The following is a 23,666-nucleotide window of genomic DNA, read 5'->3' as shown; positions in this document are numbered from 1 at the left end:
TTAATTTGAGCTACATTTATTGATTTATTTATATAATTTTAGACCGTTGGTATATTAATTCTGTGCAAGAGTTATGAAGTCTAACAATAAAGAAAATTCTTTATTCATCACCCCTTTTCAAATCATAAACAAACAAATAATCATCCCCCAGTTCAATTTTTCTCGCCTTTGCTTCAGCAAGTTTATCAGCCAAATCTGATTCAGGGTTTAAAATCGTTACATATTGATCATTTAAAATTCCTTTTGGATACAAATCCAAAGTAACATCCTTTTCTCCATCATATATTTTCCTTATCACTTTAGATGCTCCAGTATTTTTGTCATAAATAGCCAAATTATTCTGTCCTTCATTAGCTCCATTAATGAACCAAAAAGAAAGGCCATTTTCACTTTCCCTAAAAAACTGTATAAAAGTCGCCTTTTTATTTTCGAATACTTCCTTTTCAAATTCATCTGACTCCATTGCATTCCAGACAGCTTTTGAATCGATATTGCTATTGCCAAAATTTATTTGATGTTTAACTTCCATATTATTTTCTGACAACGCATATACTTTAGAACTATCGCTTGAAAAATTGTATAAAACATCATTATCAGTTCTTGAAATAGTGGAAGGATAAGAAATTTCTATGGAAGCATTATAGTTGGGTATTTCCAATTCTTTTTGTTCACTGAAGTCTTCACCCAAAACATAAAAACCGCCCTCCTCCTCGCTAGAATTATACTCTTTGATTGCAAAATATTGATTATTTGCTATCCATTCCAAGCCCATAAAATAGCGTTCGCTAATAGAAATCTCCTTTTGAATTTCTAATGTTTCAAAATCGTATATGTTTACGCCTTGCATTCTACTATATACCACTAAAGCATTATTTACTGGATCGAAAGTAAAAAGTGACAAATTGTTGTAATCTCCTGGTGAATCTCCCGCTCTATTTAACTGCTTTATAAAATTCCCCTCCATATCAAATACAGTAATCGTTTTGGTCTGAAATCTATCAGCCAGAAATATATAATCCTTATATTTTTTAATAATATTTATTTGACCCCACTCAATTCCTTCTGGTTTTTCAAGTTTTATCAGCTGATAATCATTCACTAATTCATCAAATGAAACTTGTTTACTTTTGGTAGGATCTACAGAAATAATTTCAGTTTGCTTATCTTCTGTGCAAGAATTAAATATAATGGCTAATAAAAGGATTAGAATGTACTTCTTCATAGTTGATTATTTGAATAGTTGATAGACACCTTTAAAATAAGGGAAATAAATCCAATTTTAAAATTATTATCTTAGTTAAAATTAAATTTACTAAGCACTTTTTCATTAAAAAGCTTGTAAGAACAACTAATCAAAGTTACCCAATGAAAATTGAGCACTCAACAAATACTGCCTTGGTCTCAATTGAAATTGGTTAAGTACATAATTATTAGCATCTGGAAATACTGAAATATAGTTTTGATTATTCAATAGATTCCTACATTCGAAGGTTAAGTCAAGGCCTATCTTATTCAAGATGTAATTGTATGATAAATTTAAAAATTGATTAAATCCTGTATTCTCAGTTGAGATAAAATTATTATTAGCCTGAAATTGGATTCCAAAATATTGACTTTCACTTACAAACACGTCTAATAAAAGCTCATGCTTATCTCTTCTTAAAAAATTGGCCCTTACTTCATTAAGTTCATTGGAAAAAAAATCTTGTTGAAAAGCATAATCATATTCTATAAAGGAAGTCATTGCACCTTTTGCTCCTACGCTATAATTAAAATTGTTATTTTCTAAATCTGTCATGCTACCGTTCAAAATTCTTGGACTCCGCATTTGCATGGCAGTCGAATTAACAAAAAAAGTAGTCTTAATGGCATTGAAATACTTGCTTATGTCCATTGATACCATTTGTCTGCTTGAATAAATTTCATCTTCCAATGTATTAACAATGGAAGCTCCTTGCTGAGAATAACTGTAGCTTTCTTGAATGTTGGAAGTCATCAGGCCATATCTGTAGCGAAAAGTCAAAAAGCAGGCTTTAATAGGATTTCGATATTGAATATTTCCACCAATAGTTTGTGATTGAATTTCTTCCAGAGGCGTTTCAAACCTCAATAAATTACGATAAGATCTTAAAATATACCCACTGTGAATCCTGTTTGCATTACCAAATTCATTTTTGATTGCTGCATTGAAATTCACTTTCCAAAAGTTCTTGAATTTGTAGTGCGTATTAAATTCAGGCTCGAGGTTTAAACGAGTAAAATTGTTTTCTTGAGTAGCTAAACCATTGCCTTTGATCCAAAAGTTCCTGTAAAACAAAGGAAGGTTTAAAGTCAGAATCCACTTTTTATATGCATATTCTGTCTTAATGTTTAAATAAGGAGAAAGATTAATTAAGCTCAAATCATTTGATCTCAAGGAATCTGAAGACTCTTCACTATTATTTTCCGCATTAATTTCTGAATGTAAGTCCTCTGATAATAAGTTAAATCCCATCTCAGGATTCACTAACAATCGCCCGAACTTTTTTGACATGCTCATTTTATTTTTTGTATCCAAAATATCTTTATTCAGATGCTGGATAGCATTTGGAGCATACCCAATTACATTAGAAAAAACGGAAGGATCGACACTGAGTAATTCACTATTTTTGATATAATTAGAACTGGATTTAAAAGTAATCAAAGCATTAAAAACCTTTTTAATTGCTAAAATATCATTCTGAATCCTTAAATGAGACTGATCTAAATCCTGATTAAAATCTGATTGATTGGTAAGATTCAGTAAACCAAATTTATTATCTACAGTAGAATTAATGGAAATGCTCTGTTTGTAATAGCTATTACTTATATTTTTCTCTAAGAATAACTCCCCTTTTATCACGTTTGAATTAATTTCATTTCGCTTAACTTCTGATAATTGAATGCTATCATTAGGTATGAAAATTTGGGTTTCCGTAATCCCATTTAGCACTTTCCCTGCATCCAAGTAATTAATATTGCCTTTTATCTGCCATTTTTCATTGAGTTTTCTTAAATAATTAATACTTCCCAAGTGCGATTGATTATCTAACCAAAATTTTTCATTAAATGGCGGTTGGTTAATAGATTGGACTTCCAGGAGATAATCTTTTTGGCCAAAATTTAAACTAGAAGATCGAAAGGATTGCAGTTCTCTTTGTAGATTATTGCCCGTATTGTTTGATTGAAAAGAAGCTATCACTTGTTGTTTCTTGTTAAATAACATCGGACTGACGTTGGCTTCCCATAAACCAGGGCTTAAACCTCCACCCAATTTTCCACTTCCTGTAAGTGTGACATTCTTATTGAGCTTAATATTTAATGAAGTTTTATTAGAAAAAACCAAGCTATCATAAATTCTGATCGGCTGATGATTTTCCAATATTTGGACATCTGTCACAGCTCCTGCCGGTAAATTATTGTTGGCCAAGTTGTATCTTCCTTCCAATAGATCCAGTCCATCGATATAGTACTTTTCAATAGGTTCTCCCATATAGCTTACACGACCCTCACCATCCACAGATATGCCCGGCAATTTCCGCAATACATCTGCTATCACTCTATCTTGCTGGCTTTTAAATGCATTGATTGAATAATTTATAGTATCTCCAAAATCAATAATGGGAGGCGCTTTCAACTTTACCTCATCTAATTCCTTCACATCTTCAATCATTTTAAAGTTAATCTCCATTGAATCACTCACAAAGATTGACTTTTTGATCTTTTTATATCCGATATAGGAAACTTCTAATGTTACACTATCTGCCACGTCAATGGGAATTTGATAATTGCCATCCTTATCGGTTATACTAAAATCTATAATTTTGGTGCTGTTCATATTTTTTAATAAAACAGACGCCCCTATGAGCAATTCTCCTCTTTCATTTTCAACTTTACCAAAAATTTTGAATTGTGCATAAGCATCGCTTAATCCGACACTACATATAAAAAATAATATGGCTAGGCATATTCTCATTCTAGCTCAATAGGATTATTGGCAGAGGATTTCTTTGGCTTTCCACTCATTTGTGAAAATACCCTTTTAGCCCTTGCTTCAGCATTAGCTTTATAATTAACTAGCATTTGTTTATATTCTTCTTGTGTAACTAATTGATAATCCTCCTTCAATAAATTTCTCTTGATATCATAATCTCCTTTTTCCAAACCCACTAAATCAAATTTATAATGCTCTTGGGTATCATAAACAGATACAATAAGTCCCGGCAAACCATAAAATTTATAAGGGCCATCACTTATGGGTATTTCAGGGTCAAACCAAGCTACATAATCTCTACCCGCATAGGAAGTAGTCGCTTTTTGACAATTATAGCCATTGATGTTTTTAGTTTGATTGCCAATGATCCATTCCATCAAATTTAGTGGCTGATAGTATTTATATAGTCTAGCCATCATTTCTGTTAAAAGTTCCATCTTAGACTCATGATAGATTTTATTGACTTTTAAATGAGTTTTTACTCGCGGTGCTGCCAAAGCATTTTGAACAACCTCTTCAGTGGTCATATTTCCTTTTTGTATTTCTAAGAAGGATGTATCATTTAGCGCCTTATTATAACTAAGGAACTGAGACATTTCATTATTTATATACAATAAAAATGTCTCTGATTCTTTATTATTACTATTGGTAGAATCAGGTTGATAAATAAGCTCGTAAGTAGCTTTAAAGCTAGGTTGTGCTTGAAGGGTTGTGAAAAATCCAAAAAGCATTATCAGTTGTATTAATAAAAATTTGTATTTCATTTTTTTGACTTAATTTTAAGATTTAATCGATTTTTCTCGTATCCGCAATCATTTGGTTCTACCTGTTAAGATTACTTTTATTTATTGCTGACCTCATGTATATTAAATCGAGTGAAGTATTTTTCTTCTGAATTTCTATCGATTGGAATAGTCGATATCGTTTGCTCCTGATAATCAATCAGTTTAAAGAAATTAACCTCCTTTATGCTAATCGAGTCTGATTGCACTTCCTTAAAAGCAAGGTACATAGCGGGTAATTTCTCCCCCATAAATTCGCCTGTATCGGTAAAGTAAGTATAAACCATGGTCTGATTACTTTCGTCCACTTTAAAATCCATGATCTGGTCTTTAATCACACTTTTCCCTTTCATTTTCACTTTTTCATGTTTGGGTATTTTCTCAAAACTCAACATCTCTTTATGGAGTAGATTGCCACTCAAATCAAATTGATACAATCGGGAAGTCTCTTTCTTTAAAACATAAAGGGACTTTTTTGTTAATTGAGAAAGTACACCCGCATTACTCAGCAGATAACCCGGTTTTGATGCGTCATTATCTTGTGTAAAGTCCCCAAAAGTAAATTGTAATTTACCGGAAAAATCAAATGCGCCCACTAACTCAATAGCTTTCGTATTATCATCATCTTTTAACCCCACATAAAATAGACTATCCTTTTCATTAAGGTGAAAAAGACTTTCTCCCAGGCGAGATTCAATTTCATATTTTTGAGGATCCAAATTGATTTCATTTAGCACAGTCCCATTCGTTTTATCTAGCACAAAGATCGCTTTTGATAATGCAGAAAACATCATGAGTTTATCATGGCCTAAATCAAATTCATTAATTTTAACCGGACGCTTTTGATATTGAAAAGATTGGTAGGAAGCATCTTCTAAATCATAAGCTGAGACTTCAGGAGTTTGCTGAGCCACCACATAAAGTCTTTTATTGTCCAGCTGATAGCTGGTAACGATATTACTTAAAATAGCTCCTGAGTCCACTAATTGGATTCTATCTTGATTAGAGATTAAATCTTCTTTTAGATTATAGGCATATTGCTTCCTAGGAATTGATTCTAGTGTGCAAGCGTATGTAATTAGAAGTATAATGAAGAGTATTAGTTTTTTCATATTATTTGCGGAAAAGAGATTTTAAAGGTTTTCATTATTCTAGTTTGAATTTATATAAATTTAAGGTTTCTGAATTTTCAGAAATCACTTCTCCAAATACATAAGATTTAATGTAGCCCTTTACTATAAATCCTTTGGGTACTTTTAAATCTGCAATTAAGGTCTCATTTTTAAAAATTTGCAAACCATCAAATTCAGAATGCTCACCTTTCTTATAACTTCTAAACAACAAGCCTAATTTGTCAATGAACTCAATATGAGAATACCATCCTAACTTGGGTCTTTCATTAAAATATAACTTTTTAAATAATTTAGGCTCAAAATCTTTTATTTTAGTATAATTAGTATTCATTTCACTTCCCTTAACCCCAAATGCTGAAATCAATTCGTAATCTTGATTATATTTATAAATTAATGAATCAATTTCATGACTAATGTAAAAATTATAAAGACTGTCAATATCATAAGAAAAAGAAGCATGATGAGGTAAATACTTATTTTCCAGATATCGGGGAGATCTATTTCCTATAACCTTCGTAATTTTCCCAGCTTCCACGTCCATTCGAGCTAAAATTTTTCCTTTCTTATAATAAAAATCAGAATTCAATCCATTAAAATATTGTGTTTCACCATAGATAGGGATATAAATTTGTCCATTCTCGCCCTCTCTTAATAATAAATTTTGATAATCTAATGTGTATAGAGCAAACTGAGTGACATCTGGTTCTGAGGAAGACCTAACTTTCTCAATATCTTGTTCTCCGTCCCACTTTAAAAAGACACTCTTAATTCGTTCAAAATTATCTCCTGAATGAAAGTGTAAATCAAAAGATGAGCCTAAAAACAAATGATTACCATTTTTTAATGGCAAATATCCATCTATATAAGCTGTATTAATTTCAAAAGGACTATTTCCTCTTCCTAGATATTCATCGAGCAATTCTCCATTAGCATTAAAATGAAATATCTTGCCATACTTCTTATCCAAAAAAGCAATATAATCTTCATTAATGTGGAAATTCCCAACGAATGAAGTGTTGAATTTTGATAATGATACTAAATTTAAATCAATAGAATCAAATTGAATATTCTTTGAAAATTGATGACGTGCTTTCTTTTCTTGTTGTAGCTTTTGTTCACATGAAAAAAGCATTGCGACTAAACAACTCAATAAAATGATGTTTTTCATTGATGACTTATGTAATTTAGTGAAAATAAAAATCAATAGATTCTTCATAAAACCTTTGATTCTAAACTACCAATGTAGTAGTTTTAAGTTTGAACCAAAATCAATATGTCAAAAAAAATCACTTTAATTTTCATTTCAGTTATTTTCTGGGCCTGTAGTAGCGAAGAAAAGATCGATGAGAAATCAGCCACGGAAAATGTAAAAAATACAGCACCCAATACCATGGTGAAGGTGGATACCGCTATTTCTGCTCCTTTTTATTTATTGATTGAAAGTGCTGGTAAAGTAAAAGCACATAAGGATGTATTGGTTTTAGCCGAAACCAATGGGACTATCCAACAAGCCAATATCAAATCAGGACAAAATGTGTCAGAAGGAGAGGTTTTGGTTCGCCTAAATCCTGAAGAGGCGCAATTACAATTGCAATCTGCTGAAATTAAATATGAAAAAGCCAAACTGGAATTTGAAAATAGCCTCATTGGTTTCCCTAAACTTTTGGCTCAAGAAAACCCTGAACAGGACAGTCTTTATCAAAAATTGAAAATTGGCAGTGGATTGCAGGAAAGTAGCATTCAGCTGAAAGAAGCCAAAATAGCACTACAAAAAACTGTCATTAGAGCACCTTTTTCCGGTACTTTATACGATGTACAGGCTTTCAAAGGCAAAAGTGTGAAAGCTGGAGATGAATTATTCGCTGAATTTAACCACCGCCTTTTGGTAGAAGTCAATTTATTGGAATCGGAAGCTTTAAACCTTAAGGAAGGCATGCCAGCTGAGATTCGTAATCCGGCTATGGATGCTAGTTTTGCAGGAGAAGTTTTCAGCATTAACCCAAAAGTGGATGAAAATGGATTGGTGCAAACGCAAATTTTATTAAAAGGAGAACATGCTCTTTGGCCCGGAATGAACGTAGAAGTAGAGATTAGAATTCCGAAAGGAGAAAGATTGCAAGTACCCAAAAGTAGTATGGTATTGCGTTCTGGAAAGCCGGTTGTTTTCTCAGTGGAAAAGGATTTGGCAAAATGGAATTATGTGGAATTCGGATATGATAATGGCAAAATGGTAGAAATCACGGATGGCATAAAAGCTGGAACGGTGGTGATTACCAATAACAACTTACAATTGGCACATGATGCCCCTATCAGTATTCAAAATTCAGAAAACTAATGACCCGCTATTTCATCCAAAGGCCCATAGCCGTCATCATGACTTTTGTTGCGCTCATTGGTTTGAGCGTGTTGGCATGGTTAAACCGACCTGTTTCCCTCCTTCCTGATATTGATATACCCGAAATGGCTATTCGAGTAGATTATGCCAATGCTTCCCCTGAAGCCATTGAAAATAACATCCTTAAACCCATGCGGGAATCTTTGGCGACCATGCAGGGACTGTCCGATTTGCAATCCACTGCATCTAATGAAAATGGTTTGCTGCGCTTACGGTTTAACTATGGGCAAAGAATGGATCTGGCTTTTGTGGAAGTCAATGAGAAAATTGACCGCCTCACGGATCAATTTCCGGCTGATATGTCCCGACCAAGGGTGATAAGAGTGAATTACACCGATATCCCAATTGCAAAAATTCAGTTGATTCCCAAGGATGCTGCCAATATGGTGGAGAGCTCCAGACTGGCGGAAAATGTAATTAAAAAGAGAATCGAACAAATTGAGGGGATTTCTCTAGTTGATTTAAATGGAACGGTGGATGAGCAAATTAAAATCATTCCTGACTTAAAGGCCTTGGAAAGAGCAGGGCTGGAAATAGAATCCATTTCACAAGCAATTCAATCAGCCAATCAGGAACTGGGCGGAGTGGAAGTAAAAGATGGGCAATATCAATACTATATGCGCATGGCTGGAAGGTTGAATGATGCGGAAGACATTGCTCAAATTCCCGTCAGAATTAATGAAGAAAAATACATTCCTATTCACCAGCTGGCAATAGTTAAGACTGCAGAGGAAAAGGTTAGCGGTTTTCATTTTTTTAATCAGAATAGAGGCATCGTGATGAATATCCACAAGCAACCACAAGCCGTGATGACGGAACTAATGCCTGAAATTGAAAAATCCATTGCTCAATTTAAGAAGGATTATCCCACTTTGGATATTGCCATTACCCAAGACCAATCTATCTTCCTGAAAGCGGGCATCAATAATTTGCAGGGCAGTTTGCTTTTCGGTGGACTGTTTGCTTTTGGAGTACTCTTCCTTTTTATGGGTTCTTTTCGATTGCCTGTGATTATGGGAATTAGTTTGCCATTGTCTCTTATTTTATCCTTTCTATTCTTTGAAATATTCGGATTAAGCATCAACATCATTTCATTAAGCGGATTGGCGTTAGGATTGGGAATGCTGATTGATAATGCCATTATTGTTTTAGAAAACATCAGCCGAAAACGAATGGAAGGCTTGAATCTTCTGGATGCATGCGTAGCTGGAGTAGCTGAAGTACAGGGCGCTTTAATCAGTTCAGTTTTGACCACTTTGGCAGTATTTGTCCCCTTAATTTTCTTAAGTGGCGTGAGTGGGGTTTTATTCTTTGACCAAGCCGTTTCTGTAGGCATTATTTTGACTGTTTCTTTGGGAGTTTCCTTTGTACTGCTTCCCCTACTCTATCGCTTATTCTTTGAAAAGAAAAAAGATTTCAAAAAGGAAGACAGCCGCTTTTTCAAAAGGATTATCAAAGGATTTGAGAAATCACATCATTGGTCATTCCGGAATAAAGGCTTGAGCTTTTTTCTTATTATTCTCATTATTCCTTTAGGCTTATGGGCTTTCTGGAATATGGAGCAAAAAGGCTTACCCGAAATTACCAGAATGGATGCAGTGGTCAAAATCAATTGGAACGAACCGATAGATGTCATTGAAAATGCAAACCGAAGTCAGGAATTACTAGATAATTTGAACCAACAACTTCAATTTAGCGAAACGGACGCAGGCATTCCGCAATATCTATTGAGTTTGGAAAATGCAGAATTGCAAGAAAGTTTAATTTATCTACAGTTTGATAATGAGGAAGCTAAACATGAGCAGCTAAATGTCCTTGAAAATCGAATAAAGCAGTCCTATCCGAAAGCTTCATTTGAAAGAGAAAATGCCAAAAATGCTTTTGATATGTTGTTTGCCAGCGATGAACCTTATTTCAGAGTGCAATGGCAAGATCCTAATTTGAAAAATGCCAATCCCGAAACCGTAAAACCTGTATTGGAATCCTTCCCTGCTGATAAGTTTCAAGTCGGCCCCTCTTTGGAAGAGGAAAGCAGCATGATTTTGACCATCAAACAGCCAAAATTACTGCAATACGGCATTAGGCCAGAGCAAATTATCAGTCAATTAGAAAGGGTCTTGGGCAATTATAAAATATCAGAATTGAAGCAATTTGCTATTATTACGCCTGTGATTTTGGAAACCGACCAAAAAGCTTTTGCCGAATTATTGAAAACGGCCAAAGTGCGAAATAGTGAAGGTAAAAGTTATGCTTTACGAAATTTTGTAGAATATGAATGGGGCAACAGACTGAAAAAAATAACGGCTGATGTTTCAGGTTCTTACTTCTCCATCAACCTTACAGAAGATGTAGTTCAGCCTAATTCTGAGGAATTGATTTCGGATATTGATCAGTGGGCAAATCAAAACAGTCTGATTCAGAAAATATCAGGAAGGTATTTTTCAGACCAAGAAAATCTTAAAGAGCTGGCCTTTATATTGTTGATTTCCGTAGTGCTGTTGTATTTCATTCTCTCCGCTCAATTTGAGAGCTTTTGGCAACCCTTAATTGTGATTTTCACTTTACCGTTCGGAATTATGGGGGCTATGATTGTCCTTTGGCTAGGCGGAAGCAGTATCAATATCATGTCAGCCATAGGAATGGTGGTGATGCTGGGAATTATGGTAAATGATGCTATCTTGAAAGTAGATACCATGAATCGCAATATCAAAAATTTAGAAAAGAAAGATAAGGAAAGCATCTATGAAGCTATATTCTCAGCTGGCAAAATTAGACTGAAACCGATTCTGATGACTTCTATTACTACCCTTCTGGCTTTGAGTCCCGTTTTACTTTCTGGCGGCTTGGGAGCAGAATTGCAAAAGCCCCTCGTTCTGGCGGTTATGGGCGGTTTGACTATAGGCACTTTCACGGCTTTGTATTTTGTGCCTTTGGTTTATTATCATGTGAGCCCCCTAGCCCCCAATGGTGGAAATTAGGTACATGCTAAAAGAGGTGTTTTCATTAATAGATATTGAAGTGGCTATGGAAAAATCAGAAGTTGGTAGCTGGAAGCATGAAGTTAGCTTAGTGCCGAAAGTCAGACCTAACATAATATTATCTAGCATCCGCCTCTAAATATTCCTCTCCTGTCATAATAGGGTCTAAACTTTCCAATTCCTCCATAGTAAAGATTCGTGAGCGAATCATGAACCGAATGCCCATCGGGATTTCTAATGAAAAGCTAGAACCTCTGCCTTCTGTAACATCTAAAGTAAGATGGGTGTGTTTCCAATATTCAAATTGATCTTTACTCATAAAAAAATCGCAGCCGTAAACCTTCCCCAACCAGACATCTCCTCCACCTACTTTGAAATCACCTTTTTCAAAACACATAGGCGATGAACCATCACAGCAGCCCCCACTTTGGTGAAACATCAAATCACCAAATCTGTCTCTCAATTCATCTATCACTTCTATTGCTTTGTCGCTTATTGTTACTCTTTCCATTTTTAACAGTTTTAAGTTTTAGGTTCTAAGTTATAAGTAAAAAAGTTATAGATTGTAAATGAGTTTCCTTACTTACAACCTATAACTTACTACTTAAAACAATCTACTAAAAGAAACCTAATTTATTCTTGTCATAAGAAATCAACATGTTCTTGGTTTGTCTGTAGTGATCCAACATCATTTTGTGGTTCTCTCTACCGAAACCGGATTTCTTATAGCCTCCGAATGGTGCATGCGCAGGGTATGCATGATAGTTATTTACCCAAACACGTCCAGCTTTTACCGCTCTAGGCACTTGATATAACTCGTGAGCATCTCTACTCCATAAACCAGCACCTAATCCGTAAATGGTATCATTGGCAATTTCGATCGCTTCCTCAGTGGTTTTGAAAGTACAAACGGAAGTTACAGGACCGAAAATCTCTTCCTGGAATACACGCATTTTGTTATGACCTTTGAAGATAGTAGGCTCAATATAGTAGCCGTTTTCCAAACCAGAATTTAGATTTGCTTTTACGCCACCGCAAAGCACCTCTGCTCCTTCTTGTTTTCCAATATCAAGATAAGAAAGAATCTTTTCGAATTGATCGTTTGAAGCTTGCGCTCCCATCATGGTATCTTCTGCCAAAGGATGTCCCATTTTGATGGCTTTAGTTCTTTCTACCACTCTTTTCATAAATTCATCTGCTATATCCTCATGTACCAATATCCTTGAAGGACAAGTACAAACTTCTCCTTGATTTAAGGCAAACATTACAGCTCCTTCAATACATTTATCCAAGAACTCATCATCTTTGTCCATTACAGATTTCATGAAGATGTTTGGAGACTTCCCTCCTAATTCCATGGTTACAGGAATTAAGTTTTCAGAAGCATATTGCATAATCAAACGACCCGTAGTAGTTTCTCCAGTGAATGCTACTTTTGCTATTCTATCTGATTGTGCTAATGGCTTACCTGCTTCTGGCCCAAAGCCCGTTACTACATTCAATACCCCTGCAGGCACTACATCTTGAATCAACTCCATTAAGACCATTAGGGAAGTTGGGGTTTGTTCTGCTGGTTTCACTACTGTGCAGCATCCGGCTGCCAAGGCTGGAGCTATTTTCCATGTTGCCATTAATAATGGAAAGTTCCAAGGAATGATTTGACCTACAACTCCTAAAGGCTCTTGTAGATTAATGCTTACGGTATGTTCGTCATGTTCTGAAATTGAGCTTTCATCTGCCCTGATGGCACCAGCAAAATATCTAAAGTGATCTACACAAAGTGGCAAATCAGCAGCTCTACATTCTCTTAAGGCTTTTCCATTATCAATGGTTTCTACTCTTGCCAGCATCTCAAGATTTTCCTCGATGATATCAGCAATTTTCAAAAGCACATTGGCTCTAGCTGCCGCAGATGTTTTCGACCAAGTTTCAAATGCTTTATGAGCTGCGTCAATGGCTCTATTTACATCCTCCTTTGTTCCTCTGGCAGCTTTGGTAAAAGCTTTGCCATCAACTGGACTAATATTGTCAAAATATTCACCTTTGGCGGGTTTTACCCATTCTCCACCAATGAAGTGGTCATATTGCGCCTTAAAGGTAGGGCGCTCTACCGTTTTTTGAGTTTTTTCTAAAGTTTCCATAGTATTCTTTTAATTTTTATTTTGATGTAATTTCCTACTTATAATTCTTAAAAGTTTTGTTAAGCGTATGAATCATTTTGCTTTCCATCTGATTTTTAGAATATCATAAAATTTACTAAATTGTAGAGCTGTATTACTGTAATTTCAAATGAGAACTGATAGGATTGTTTATTCCTGATTCCGGTCGGTGTGCCACCGACCGGGGTAGCAATTAGGAAGACTCATTTTAACCAATATGCAAAGAGACCTGTCAGGTTTTGAAAACCTGACAGGTTTTTAACAGATATTAGAAAAATAATCTGCTATGAACAAAGCCATCCGCCCATACGAAGTACCTTTAGGAAATGAAAACTCGCTTTTCACTTTAGTGGAAAATCGTACTGCCTATACTTATGACAGTTGCGAACTGAATGTATTTGAAACTCATCAACAAGCAAAAGATGTGAAGTTGGTTTTCAACGACTTTGTATTCACGTCCATGCTGAGAGGCAAAAAAGTAATGCATCTAGAAAATAAAGAGGCATTTGATTATCTACCTGGCGAATCGGTGATTGTTGGCCCCAATGAGGTCATGGAAATTGATTTCCCGGAAGCTAAAAAAGGACAACCGACTCAATGCATTGCCCTGGCCATTTCCCAACAGTTAATAGATTTTACTTTGGATATGTTGAATGAAAAACATCCGAAAGTAATGGAGCAAGAGCAATGGCAAATTGATCCAAGCATTCACCATATCATCAATAATCAGGAGTTGATTAATACGGTGGATAGAATCATTAAAATTTCTAGAACAGAGGACGGTACCACCAAGGATTTATATGTGGATTTGGCCATGAAGGAAATGATTATCCGTTTGATGCAAACTCAGGCTAGACATGTTTTCACTTCTTCTCCTAAAGCATTAGCCACTCATCATCCTTTAGCCTATGCTATTCATATCATACAAAATAAAATCAATGAAAAAATTGACTTCGATAGGCTGGCCAACGCGGCTTGCATGAGCAGGGCAACATTCTTTAAAAAATTCAAAGAGGCATTTGGCATTACACCCGGTCAGTATGTGCTCTCTGAAAGAATAAAATTGGCCAAAAAATGGTTAAAGAAACCTGATTGCAGTATAACGCAAGCTTGTTTTAATAGTGGTTTTGAAAACCTATCTCACTTCACCAGTGCTTTTAAGAAAGAAGAAGGCGTGTCTCCTTCTGCATTTAAAAAGAATTACCAATTAGGTGGCTCATTTTTGAATTAAGGAAGTTCAAAATCAATTCTGTGTAAGTCTATTCGATTTTCTTGTTGTTTCTTTTTTCTTATAAACAATCCTTTTTTGCTGATATAAAGAAATGGGGAAAACTTATCCTCTAAATCTAACTTACCCAACAATTCCATATCTTGATTAAAAATTAGCAACCACATTTTATAATCCATAACCTCTTCATGTTCAAGTATTTCCCTCTTTACAGGCCGATAAAACAACTCTCGATAAGGGTCATAGTATAGATTATGATAATATGTTTGATCATCTAGAGGAGTTTCGTTCTGAAAATTTTCTTCAGTAATTTCTTTAAATTTAGCTATTGTAATAGGTTTATTATTAGGTAATTCATCATAATTGGATAATTCTACCGTCATTTCCAAGGATAAATCATCTCTATTGTAAATATGGATATCGGGTGTAAATGGGTAAGTAACATATACCTCATTATTCATACTTATAATAAATGGATTAGACCTGAAGCCAAATGTTTCATTTTCATTTTTATAATTTGAAAAATCTAAAGGCTCATTAGAATTAATGATACTATCCTTATTTAAGAATACTTTTACCAATCGGGACTTACTAAAATGATTCTTATCATAATTCGAAGGAAACTTAGAAAACTGAATGATATCTTCTGATTTATTTATATGGTTTTGATAGGAAGTTTTATAACCGAATGTATAATCAAACTCGTCTTTAAATCTCATCCCTTTAAAAGTTTCTGGATCAGCATAATTTTGAACCAAACCGTCATTACTGACCCAATAAAACCAATTCATATTACGAAGTATCAGGGAAGTGTCAGAAAGGATAATCTCCCCTACTCCTTTTATTTCATATTTGTCATTATTCAACGGTATATGATCTATTATCTCTTTATTGTCAAAATCAACAATAGAAATTCTTTTCATCAAATGATCATAGTAATAAATGTATTCACCACTATCAGTATTTTGTAATGTGTAATTAAAATAAAAATTGGTGCCGTCATAGCCGGTTTTAATGGGATATGGAGTTATAGAGTAATCTAATTCTTGAATATTTTTTTCATTACAAGCCATCGCAAAAACCAATAAAAGTATGAAATAGCCTAAAATAGATCTTGCTAAAAACATATATTTGAATTTCCGTCACTTTAAACTAACTAATTAATACAACAGTTACAAGCCTCAATAGAAAATATTATATTCTGTTGGGATAATTAATTAACCGCTCGTTTAAATTAAAAACATTTAAAAATGGATTTATAGTTTATAAATACAATTCTTTGCATCTCAACATCATTCCAGCCGTAAGCAAGAAAAAAACAAAAACTACAATTTGGAAGACTACAACAGAATACTCGATGATATTTTACATACGGTCAATTCAGTGGAGCACCCTGGGAAAGTGGCCTCTTATATTCCGGAATTAGCCAAAATTGACCCTAACAAATTTGGGGCTTCTTTGCAGTTTGTCAATGGAGAAACCTATAATGCAGGAGATTATCAAGAAAGATTCTCTATTCAGAGTATTTCTAAAGTCTTTACCCTCAGCATGGCCATTCAGTGCATAGGCAATAAAGTCTGGGATAGAGTGGATGTTGAGCCATCCGGTGATCCTTTCAACTCTCTGGTTCAATTAGAGCATGAGGAAGGGATTCCCAGAAATCCATTTATCAATTCTGGGGCAATCGTGATTTGCGATATTCTATTGTCTGAGTTGGAAGACCCCAAAGCAGAATATTTAAAATTTATCCATGACCTTCAAGGGACAGATAAAATTCAATATAATGAAGCTGTTTTTCAGTCTGAGAAAAGCATGGGTTATCGAAATGTAGCCATGGCCAACTTCATTAAAAGCTTTAAAAACATTCACAATAATCCAGAAGATGTTTTAGATTTTTACTTTTATACATGCTCAATTGATATGAATTGTGTGGAATTAGCATGGTGTTTCCAGCTGTTCGCCCAACATGGAAAATGCGCCCCAGATGGCACACTATTTTTAGAACCCAACCAAATCAAGAGAATCAATGCGCTGATGCTGACTTGTGGATTTTATGATGAATCCGGTGAATTTGCCTTTCGTGTTGGTTTGCCTGGAAAAAGTGGTGTGGGCGGTGGAATTGCTGCGGTTTACCCAGGTAAATACAGTATTGCAGTTTGGAGTCCGAAATTGAATGAGAAGGGAAATTCGGCCAAAGGTATGCATGCCTTGGAGTTGTTTACAACTCATACGGAAATGTCTATATTTTAGATTACTAGAAAACTATTACGCCCCTTCAGGGCTTAAGATTTTCGTTTTTCTTTTCACAGGGCTACACCATGTGTTTAAATATTACGTCCCTTCAGGACTAAATTAATATTACACCAAATTTTCATTAGTCATAATTATAGATGACTTATCATTATACTAATTTACATAAACTATCTTAAGATAATTAAAGCTCAAAATCATCCAAGTCCTGAAGGGACGACATATCTTAACATAGGGTGAAGCCCTATGCTTAAAGCATAACTCATAGAACCCCTGAAAGGGCGTAATATAATAATTTACCAAAAAAAGGCGATTAAAAATCATCATACCTTCTTCAACCTAAAGCTCAAAACAATAGCCAAAACCAACAAACTCATAAAAAAGATAATTTGCGCTGGAAGTCCGAACAAATCAGCTATTACGCCAAAGCCAGCTGCCACTAAGGTGAACAACCCAATGAAAGTATTTGCCACTGAAACATAAGTGGCACGATTATCATCAGGAGCGTAATCTACTAAATAAGTTTTTCGGCTTAATCTGGCTCCGCTATAGGCTATACCATTGATAAAAAAAACTGGCAGGAATGCATAAAAACCTAGATTCCAATCAGTAGCAAAATAAAACATTAAGGCAAAAATTCCTCCACCAATCGCAATTATGGAAGAAATACGCATTAGACGAGTTGACAATTGATCCGCTATTTTACCCCAAATTGGACTGCTCAATACATTTGCTAATCCATTTACTATAATCAAATATCCTAACAAACTCCAGTCAGGATTGCCTATATCGTTGGCAACCAAAACATAGAAGGGCTGCAATAATGGAACCGCCATTAACAGCGCTCGAGTAAAAAGAAAATTTCTGAAATTCGTTTCTTCTTTTATCAATTTTATTCCAGCTTTAACTTCTTGCAAGGGATTTCTACCTCCATCAGTGGCTCCTTTTTCTTCTTGAATCATGAAAAACAAAATAGAAGCTATAAACCACAAGGCAGCAGCAAACAGAAACATGAACCCATAAATGGATTTATCAGCTTCTTCTTGTATAAAAAACACTAAAACTACCCCAGCAATCAGACTTAGTATTCCGCCAAAAGTAGAACGATAGCTCAGCATTTGCCCTCGAGTATTTTTCGGAATAGTTTTTCCGATCACATCTTTATAGGCTACAGAAGCCACACCACTTGCTACACTAAAAACCGCTAAAAGCACTAGCATTGCCATCGGAAAGCTTTTCTCATCACCAAAGAAAATGTGACCAGCCGCAGCCAACCAGCAAAACCCTTGCACCAAGGCACTGATTGCCCAGAAATTCTTTCTGATTGAAAATGACCTTATCTTACCAGAAACAGCCAATTGAGGTAATAATGAACCTGCATCTTTTATAGGAACCAAGGCACCTATCATAGCAGAAGAAGCACCGAAAAAATCCATGATCCAAGCTAAAGTTAGGTTTGGGCTAATAATTTTTTCTGCCAGTTTTGTTAATGTTCCATTGGCAATATTGAGCGTAAAATTCTTGGGAACATTAGTGCAAGCCTCTTCAGGAATTGCTTTACAGGCTCTAGGTTCATCTTCCTCAATCAAATAATCATAAAATCGTTCCTTTAATTCTGCCATCAATGTTTATATATGAATTCTCTTTTTTACACATTAGAAGTGAGCCCAAACCTGTCAGGTTTTTTTGAAATTATAAAGTTAAAAAAATAGCGTTTTATTCATGAATAATTAGGATAAACCTGACAGGTTTATTTTCAATTTTAAACTCGAGAAAGTAGTATTACCTTTGCTTAAACTTAAAATTATAAAAAATGAGGGTAATAGGTGAACTTCCCAATGATTTTTGTAAAATCAGTCTATTCCAATGGAATGAAAAGTATTTAGTAAAATTTGAATTAGGATTATATGAACAAACTTTCAAAATTGATGAATATGAAGTGGCAGATGTGGAAGAATTAAAAAGCCTAATTTCTGAAGATTTTATGAAAAAAGTGATGCAACGTTTTGATGAAATGCACGCTGATTGGGGAGAAATTGCTTTGGGCTAATCCGTTCTTATTTTTGGCTTACTTAAACTTAGTTTATTGAATCCATTTACTAACACTATGGTACCCCCTATTCCAATAGCCCCACCAGTATATAGCAATGCTTCACCCAATTCTGGATTAGTACCTAATAATTGACCACCGATAATGGTTACAGTGTAACCAAGAGTGGCTACAAAAATTCCTGTTTTCAAGGTCTTTTTAGCATCTGACAATTGAAGCTGAATTTGATTTACATCCTTTTTGATAGTAAATATTTCCCTCTTGATGGAGTCCAATTCTTGTTTAGAATACTCTTGCGCCTGAATAAAATTAATATTTAAAAAAGTAAAAACACTTAAAATTAATATGTATTTCGTCATGATTAAAAAATTATTGATTTATCCAATCTTTAAATTGTCCAACTCTTTCTCTCGCCACTATTAAATCCAAATCATCAGAAGATTTGACAAAAAGCTTTAGTCTTCCGTTATGATAGGTTTTCATTTCCACTAAAGCCTCTAAATTAATGATTATTGAGCGGTTGATTCTATAAAACTGCGATGGATCTAATATTTTCTTCTCCAATTCATCTAAACTGAAATTGATAATATATTTTTTGGCGGTTCCAATCTCTTTCAAATAAACAATTTTATCTTCTGCATAGAAATAAGCAATTTCATGAATATCCTTAAAAAGCATTTTACTGCCCACTTTGGTCAAGAATCTTTGCTTGTAGTTTTTAGAAGATAATTTTTTGATGACAGATTGAATAACATTGCTTTCAAGTTCCAGTTTTTCCTCTCTTAGGCAAAGTTGTTCATATTTTTCAAATGCTTGAAGCAATCGAGATTCCTGTAAAGGTTTGAGAACATAATCAATGCAATAATGATTGAATGATTCCAGTGCATGCTGATCGTATGCAGTCAAGAAGATAATAGGGATTTGTAAATGCTGATTTTCAAAAATTTTAAAACATTCTCCATCCGCCAAATGAATGTCACAGATTAATAAATCAATATCTGAACTATTCTGAAGTAAATTTCTAGCTTCAGCTACACTTTGGGCTGTACCAGAAATTATCCATTCAGGTCTTGTTTTTTGGATTATTTGCACTACCCTTTGCTGTGCTAATGGTTCATCTTCAAAAATTAACAAATTCATTATACAATGATTAATGGAATTATAACTTCAAAACTGTTTTTGCTTTTATTAATTTCAATCGACTTATCTAAAAACTTATAACGTTCTGAAATGTTTTGCAATCCTATTCCCATAGAATCTACATCTTCTGTTTTGGGTTGAAAAGTATTACTTACTTTTAAATTAAGCCCTTCATTTATGATTTCAACTTTTACTGGCTTTTCGATTGTGAAAAAATTATGTTTTACCACATTCTCTATCAAAAGTTGAAGTACTACAGGTGGAATAAAGCATTTCTCCGCTTCTTCATCGATTGAAATATTAATCAACAATGAGTCTTTAAAACGTATCTCAAGCAAAGAAACGTAGTCTTTTAAAAAATGTATCTCTTTCTCCAGACTTACCAACTCTTCATTTACATTTTGTGATATGTAACGATAGATTGCGGAAAGTTTTTGAAGAAATAAATCTGCTTTTTCTAAATCGTCATGCATTAAAGTTGATAATGCATTCAGATTATTAAAGAGAAAATGAGGATTTAATTGATGGTTCAATCTTTCGTATTGAGAACCTATATTGATGTTTTTCAATTTCTCTGCTTCTAGTTCTTTTTCTTTATATTTCCTATTGAAGAAAAAGATGGCATTTATAGTATTAAGAAAAAGATTAATTCTAAATGTAAATGCAAAAGTTAAAAGGAAATTTTGTCTGCTTAAAGTAAAAGGATCTCCTAATAAAAGCTCAGTTGTTTCCACTGAAATTAAACTTATAAGCAAAACTGAAAAAATGCTGATAACAAATTGTTTTATCAAAGCATGTATTTTCGCCCAATACCTTGTCAAGTATTTTTGGATGAGCCAATTGGACATCCATACTGCAAAGGTAAGCCCTAAAATAGTCCAAAATAAATAATTGTAAGGTAAGCCAGCCTGAAAAAGCCTGTCCCCTTCCAACACAATGATATTGAGGAATGAATAGATTGCCAGTAAAGCAATAAATAAGAATTTATATTTGTGTTGGAACATTTAAAGTAATTATAAAACCACTAAATAATCTTGTGTAAGATTATTAAATCATAAATGTAATGTAAAAAAGATGGGAAATGAATCCCATCTTTTTTTGCATTTAAAACTAAATAAACCATAATCTATTAAAGTGTTGGCAATAATACACCATCAATTACATGCACTACTCCATTTTCAATGGCTACATCAGCAGTAGTAACATTGAAGGTATTTGCATTAACATCGGTTACGGTTACTCCGCCATTCTCAGTGATATTTATTGTTAAGTCTTCACCTTGTAGCGTTGTAAAAGTATCACCATCAGATAAATCATGTGAGAAAGCTACGGCCGGTACCACATGGAAGGTCAAAACATCAGCAACAGCTTCTGCGCCTAATTTTGCAATTAATCCGTCTAAGTCCTCTACTTCTTGGGCTTCCAACAAAGCTACAAAAGCTTCATTAGTTGGAGCAAACACCGTGATCGCCTCAGCATTAGAAACGTCATCATCTAACTCAGCAGCCACTAAAGCATCAATCAAAGTAGTTAAACCAGCACTTGTGGCAGCATCAACCACATTTGGAAGTGTAATTTCTGGTAATAATACACCATCAATCACATGAACCACACCATTTTCAATAGCCACATCAGCAGTTACTACACTAAAAGTATTCCCTGAAACATCAGTAACAGTTACATCAGATCCAGTCCTCGTTACTGTTAATTCTTGTCCTGCTAAAGTATTGAAAGTTTGAGCACCTTCTGCTAAGTCTTCAGCAAAGGCAACTGCTGGCACAACGTGGAAACCTAATACAGCTTCTAAGTTATCAACTCCTCCTAGTTCAGTCACAAGGTCGTCTAAGTTATCAACTCCATAAGCATTTAACGCATCAGCAAACGAATCATTGGTAGGAGCAAAAACGGTAATTGCATCTGCACCTAATAGGTCATCAGCTAAACCATCTACTGCACCTACTGCATCTAAAAGTGTGCTTAAACCTGCAAATGTAGCTAATTCAACCAAATTTGGATTTGGTAAATCTGGTAATAAAACACCATCGATTACATGCACTACTCCGTTATCTATAGCAACATCGGCCGTTACTACGTTGAAGATATTTCCTGATAAGTCAGTTACAGTAACATCAGAACCTGTTCTAGTTACGGTCAATTCTTGTCCAGCAAGTGTATTAAAAGTTTGCGCTCCCTCGGCCAAGTCAGCAGCAAAGGCAACAGCAGGAACTATGTGAAAACCTAAAACTGTTTCTAAATTTTCAATTACTTTATAAGCTTCCACTGCTTCGTTTAAATTAGCAGTACTGATGGCCTCTAAAGCAGCTTCAAACGCCTCATTAGTAGGTGCAAAAATAGTGATAGCTTCAGCGGCTAACAGATCATCAGCTAAACCATCTACTTCACCCACTACATCTAAAAGTGTGGTTAAACCAGCATCAGTTGCCGCATCTACTAAATTTGGATTTGGTAATTCAGGTAGTAATACCCCGTTAATTACATGAACCACACCATTTTCAATCGCCACATCAGCAGTAACTACATTGAAAGTATTACCTAATGCATCAGTAACGGTTACTCCTTCAGAAGAAGCGGTTACCGTTAATTCTTGATCAGCTAAAGTATTGAATGTTTGTTCACCATCAGACAAATCTTCTGCAAAAGCTACAGCAGGCACAACGTGAAATCCTAATACGGTTTCTAAATTTTCAACTCCGCCTAATGCTTCTACTAATTCATTTAAATCTGCAGCTCCATAGGCTTCTAAAGCAGCTCCAAATGCATCGTTGGTTGGAGCAAAAACTGTTATTGCTTCAGCAGCTAATAAGTTATCCGCTAAACCATCTACTGCTCCAACAGCATCTAATAAGGTAGTTAAGCCAGCATCAGTAGCTGCATCTACTAAATTTGGCAACTCTTCCTCCTCGTCATCATCCTCAGGAAGTTCAGGTAATAAAACACCATCGATCACATGTACTACACCATTTTCGATTTCCACATCTGCCGTTACAACATTGAAAGTATTATCATTTACATCCGTAACCGTCACATTACCGCCAGAAGCAGTTACTGTAAGGCTTTGACCAGCTAAAGTATTAAAGGTTTGTGCTCCATCAATTAAGTCATCTGAAAAAGCAACTGCCGGCACTACATGAAAACCTAATACAGTTTCTAAATTTTCAACCCCGCCTATTGCGTCTATCAATTCGGAAAGGTTAGAAGCACCAAATGCCTCTAAAGCATCAGAAAAAGCAGCATTGGTAGGCGCAAATACTGTGATTTCACTTGCATCTAATAGTGTCTGACTCAATCCATCAACTGCTCCCACAGCATCCAATAAGGTCGTTAATCCCGCATCTTCTGCAGCCTCTACAAGAGTAGGTGCAGGCTCCATGTTTTCGTCATCCATTTCCTCATCATCGCATGATATTGCGATAAATGTTAAAGGAATTAATAATAGTAATCTCCATAAATTTTTCATAGTTGTTAATTTTTTTGTTTGATGTAACAACATGAAATAATGTTATAAGGAATATTTATAA

18 protein-coding genes are annotated in these 23,666 nt (G+C 34.8%); 5 read left to right on the top strand and 13 right to left on the bottom strand.

What is annotated here, in order from left to right; translation table 11 throughout:
• Positions 1-100: 100 nt before the first annotated feature.
• From ACFE0M_RS09095 to ACFE0M_RS09075, 5 genes are all read right to left on the bottom strand, one after another.
• Entirely contained in the window at positions 101-1,222 is a 1,122-nt protein-coding gene (locus ACFE0M_RS09095) for a 6-bladed beta-propeller (protein WP_434545441.1), read from the bottom strand.
• Positions 1,223-1,348: 126 nt separating this feature from the next.
• Positions 1,349-3,994 carry a carboxypeptidase-like regulatory domain-containing protein gene (locus ACFE0M_RS09090; protein ID WP_434545440.1) on the bottom strand — a complete coding sequence of 882 codons (2,646 nt, stop codon included), beginning with the start codon at positions 3,992-3,994 and terminating at the stop codon, positions 1,349-1,351.
• Entirely contained in the window at positions 3,991-4,776 is a 786-nt protein-coding gene (locus ACFE0M_RS09085; protein WP_434545439.1) for a GLPGLI family protein, read from the bottom strand. Before ACFE0M_RS09085 ends, ACFE0M_RS09090 begins: the two co-directional genes overlap by 4 nt.
• Before the next feature lie 77 nt (positions 4,777-4,853).
• On the bottom strand, positions 4,854-5,906 hold the full coding sequence (locus ACFE0M_RS09080; RefSeq protein ID WP_434545438.1) for a hypothetical protein: 1,053 nt from the start codon (positions 5,904-5,906) through the stop codon (positions 4,854-4,856).
• Between the two features lie 34 nt (positions 5,907-5,940).
• A complete protein-coding gene (locus ACFE0M_RS09075) occupies positions 5,941-7,095 on the bottom strand; it encodes a hypothetical protein (protein ID WP_434545437.1) in 1,155 nt (384 codons plus the stop codon).
• Between the two features lie 105 nt (positions 7,096-7,200).
• Between ACFE0M_RS09075 and ACFE0M_RS09070 the strand changes: the two genes are divergently transcribed.
• Positions 7,201-8,262: an efflux RND transporter periplasmic adaptor subunit gene (locus tag ACFE0M_RS09070; RefSeq protein WP_434545436.1), complete on the top strand. Its 1,062-nt coding sequence runs from the start codon at positions 7,201-7,203 to the stop codon at positions 8,260-8,262.
• The gene (locus tag ACFE0M_RS09065; RefSeq protein ID WP_434545435.1) at positions 8,262-11,300 is read left to right on the top strand and encodes an efflux RND transporter permease subunit; all 3,039 of its coding nucleotides are present in this window, start codon (positions 8,262-8,264) and stop codon (positions 11,298-11,300) included. The genes ACFE0M_RS09070 and ACFE0M_RS09065 overlap by 1 nt, the downstream gene beginning before the upstream one ends.
• A gap of 118 nt (positions 11,301-11,418) precedes the next feature.
• Here ACFE0M_RS09065 and ACFE0M_RS09060 read toward each other — a convergent pair whose 3' ends face one another.
• Entirely contained in the window at positions 11,419-11,811 is a 393-nt protein-coding gene (locus ACFE0M_RS09060; protein WP_434545434.1) for a DUF779 domain-containing protein, read from the bottom strand.
• A 106-nt stretch (positions 11,812-11,917) separates the two neighbouring features.
• Complete coding sequence (locus ACFE0M_RS09055) at positions 11,918-13,441, bottom strand: aldehyde dehydrogenase family protein (protein ID WP_434545433.1); 1,524 nt, start codon at positions 13,439-13,441, stop codon at positions 11,918-11,920.
• Between the two features lie 304 nt (positions 13,442-13,745).
• Between ACFE0M_RS09055 and ACFE0M_RS09050 the strand changes: the two genes are divergently transcribed.
• The gene (locus ACFE0M_RS09050; RefSeq protein ID WP_434545432.1) at positions 13,746-14,690 is read left to right on the top strand and encodes an AraC family transcriptional regulator; all 945 of its coding nucleotides are present in this window, start codon (positions 13,746-13,748) and stop codon (positions 14,688-14,690) included.
• Here ACFE0M_RS09050 and ACFE0M_RS09045 read toward each other — a convergent pair.
• Entirely contained in the window at positions 14,687-15,814 is a 1,128-nt protein-coding gene (locus ACFE0M_RS09045) for a DUF4221 family protein (protein WP_434545431.1), read from the bottom strand. The genes ACFE0M_RS09050 and ACFE0M_RS09045 overlap by 4 nt on opposite strands.
• A 205-nt stretch (positions 15,815-16,019) precedes the next feature.
• Between ACFE0M_RS09045 and ACFE0M_RS09040 the strand changes: the two genes are divergently transcribed.
• The gene (locus ACFE0M_RS09040) at positions 16,020-16,937 is read left to right on the top strand and encodes a glutaminase (RefSeq protein WP_434545430.1); all 918 of its coding nucleotides are present in this window, start codon (positions 16,020-16,022) and stop codon (positions 16,935-16,937) included.
• A gap of 323 nt (positions 16,938-17,260) precedes the next feature.
• Here the strand turns inward: ACFE0M_RS09040 and ACFE0M_RS09035 are convergent, their stop codons facing one another.
• Complete coding sequence (locus ACFE0M_RS09035) at positions 17,261-18,559, bottom strand: MFS transporter (RefSeq protein ID WP_434545429.1); 1,299 nt, start codon at positions 18,557-18,559, stop codon at positions 17,261-17,263.
• 191 nt (positions 18,560-18,750) lie between these two features.
• Between ACFE0M_RS09035 and ACFE0M_RS09030 the strand changes: the two genes are divergently transcribed.
• Positions 18,751-18,987 carry a hypothetical protein gene (locus tag ACFE0M_RS09030; RefSeq protein ID WP_434545428.1) on the top strand — a complete coding sequence of 79 codons (237 nt, stop codon included), beginning with the start codon at positions 18,751-18,753 and terminating at the stop codon, positions 18,985-18,987.
• On the opposite strand, the gene ACFE0M_RS09025 is transcribed toward ACFE0M_RS09030, so the two are convergent.
• The 4 genes from ACFE0M_RS09025 to ACFE0M_RS09010 all read right to left on the bottom strand — a co-directional run bounded on the left by ACFE0M_RS09025 (position 18,984) and on the right by ACFE0M_RS09010 (position 23,605).
• Positions 18,984-19,346 carry a hypothetical protein gene (locus ACFE0M_RS09025; RefSeq protein ID WP_434545427.1) on the bottom strand — a complete coding sequence of 121 codons (363 nt, stop codon included), beginning with the start codon at positions 19,344-19,346 and terminating at the stop codon, positions 18,984-18,986. The genes ACFE0M_RS09030 and ACFE0M_RS09025 overlap by 4 nt on opposite strands.
• A 10-nt stretch (positions 19,347-19,356) precedes the next feature.
• Complete coding sequence (locus tag ACFE0M_RS09020) at positions 19,357-20,127, bottom strand: LytR/AlgR family response regulator transcription factor (RefSeq protein WP_434545426.1); 771 nt, start codon at positions 20,125-20,127, stop codon at positions 19,357-19,359.
• Complete coding sequence (locus ACFE0M_RS09015; RefSeq protein ID WP_434545425.1) at positions 20,127-21,131, bottom strand: sensor histidine kinase; 1,005 nt, start codon at positions 21,129-21,131, stop codon at positions 20,127-20,129. Before ACFE0M_RS09015 ends, ACFE0M_RS09020 begins: the two co-directional genes overlap by 1 nt.
• A 125-nt stretch (positions 21,132-21,256) precedes the next feature.
• Positions 21,257-23,605 (bottom strand): fasciclin domain-containing protein, encoded by a 2,349-nt coding sequence (locus ACFE0M_RS09010; protein WP_434545424.1) that lies wholly within the window; start codon positions 23,603-23,605, stop codon positions 21,257-21,259.
• Between the last annotated feature and the right edge of the window lie 61 nt (positions 23,606-23,666).

The organism is Marivirga sp. (assembly GCF_051117495.1).
Classification (GTDB): domain Bacteria; phylum Bacteroidota; class Bacteroidia; order Cytophagales; family Cyclobacteriaceae; genus Marivirga.
This window is presented reverse-complemented; position numbering and strand designations above follow the sequence as displayed.

What these genes read in the sequence shown, in the direction of transcription:
- ACFE0M_RS09095 (WP_434545441.1), bottom strand. Translation starts at nt 1,222, where the DNA reads ATGAAGAAGTACATTCTAATCCTTTTATTAGCCATTATATTTAATTCT.
- ACFE0M_RS09090 (WP_434545440.1), bottom strand. Translation starts at nt 3,994, where the DNA reads ATGAGAATATGCCTAGCCATATTATTTTTTATATGTAGTGTCGGATTA.
- ACFE0M_RS09085 (WP_434545439.1), bottom strand. Translation starts at nt 4,776, where the DNA reads ATGAAATACAAATTTTTATTAATACAACTGATAATGCTTTTTGGATTT.
- ACFE0M_RS09080 (WP_434545438.1), bottom strand. Translation starts at nt 5,906, where the DNA reads ATGAAAAAACTAATACTCTTCATTATACTTCTAATTACATACGCTTGC.
- ACFE0M_RS09075 (WP_434545437.1), bottom strand. Translation starts at nt 7,095, where the DNA reads ATGAAAAACATCATTTTATTGAGTTGTTTAGTCGCAATGCTTTTTTCA.
- ACFE0M_RS09070 (WP_434545436.1), top strand. Translation starts at nt 7,201, where the DNA reads ATGTCAAAAAAAATCACTTTAATTTTCATTTCAGTTATTTTCTGGGCC.
- ACFE0M_RS09065 (WP_434545435.1), top strand. Translation starts at nt 8,262, where the DNA reads ATGACCCGCTATTTCATCCAAAGGCCCATAGCCGTCATCATGACTTTT.
- ACFE0M_RS09060 (WP_434545434.1), bottom strand. Translation starts at nt 11,811, where the DNA reads ATGGAAAGAGTAACAATAAGCGACAAAGCAATAGAAGTGATAGATGAA.
- ACFE0M_RS09055 (WP_434545433.1), bottom strand. Translation starts at nt 13,441, where the DNA reads ATGGAAACTTTAGAAAAAACTCAAAAAACGGTAGAGCGCCCTACCTTT.
- ACFE0M_RS09050 (WP_434545432.1), top strand. Translation starts at nt 13,746, where the DNA reads ATGAACAAAGCCATCCGCCCATACGAAGTACCTTTAGGAAATGAAAAC.
- ACFE0M_RS09045 (WP_434545431.1), bottom strand. Translation starts at nt 15,814, where the DNA reads ATGTTTTTAGCAAGATCTATTTTAGGCTATTTCATACTTTTATTGGTT.
- ACFE0M_RS09035 (WP_434545429.1), bottom strand. Translation starts at nt 18,559, where the DNA reads ATGGCAGAATTAAAGGAACGATTTTATGATTATTTGATTGAGGAAGAT.
- ACFE0M_RS09030 (WP_434545428.1), top strand. Translation starts at nt 18,751, where the DNA reads ATGAGGGTAATAGGTGAACTTCCCAATGATTTTTGTAAAATCAGTCTA.
- ACFE0M_RS09025 (WP_434545427.1), bottom strand. Translation starts at nt 19,346, where the DNA reads ATGACGAAATACATATTAATTTTAAGTGTTTTTACTTTTTTAAATATT.
- ACFE0M_RS09020 (WP_434545426.1), bottom strand. Translation starts at nt 20,127, where the DNA reads ATGAATTTGTTAATTTTTGAAGATGAACCATTAGCACAGCAAAGGGTA.
- ACFE0M_RS09015 (WP_434545425.1), bottom strand. Translation starts at nt 21,131, where the DNA reads ATGTTCCAACACAAATATAAATTCTTATTTATTGCTTTACTGGCAATC.
- ACFE0M_RS09010 (WP_434545424.1), bottom strand. Translation starts at nt 23,605, where the DNA reads ATGAAAAATTTATGGAGATTACTATTATTAATTCCTTTAACATTTATC.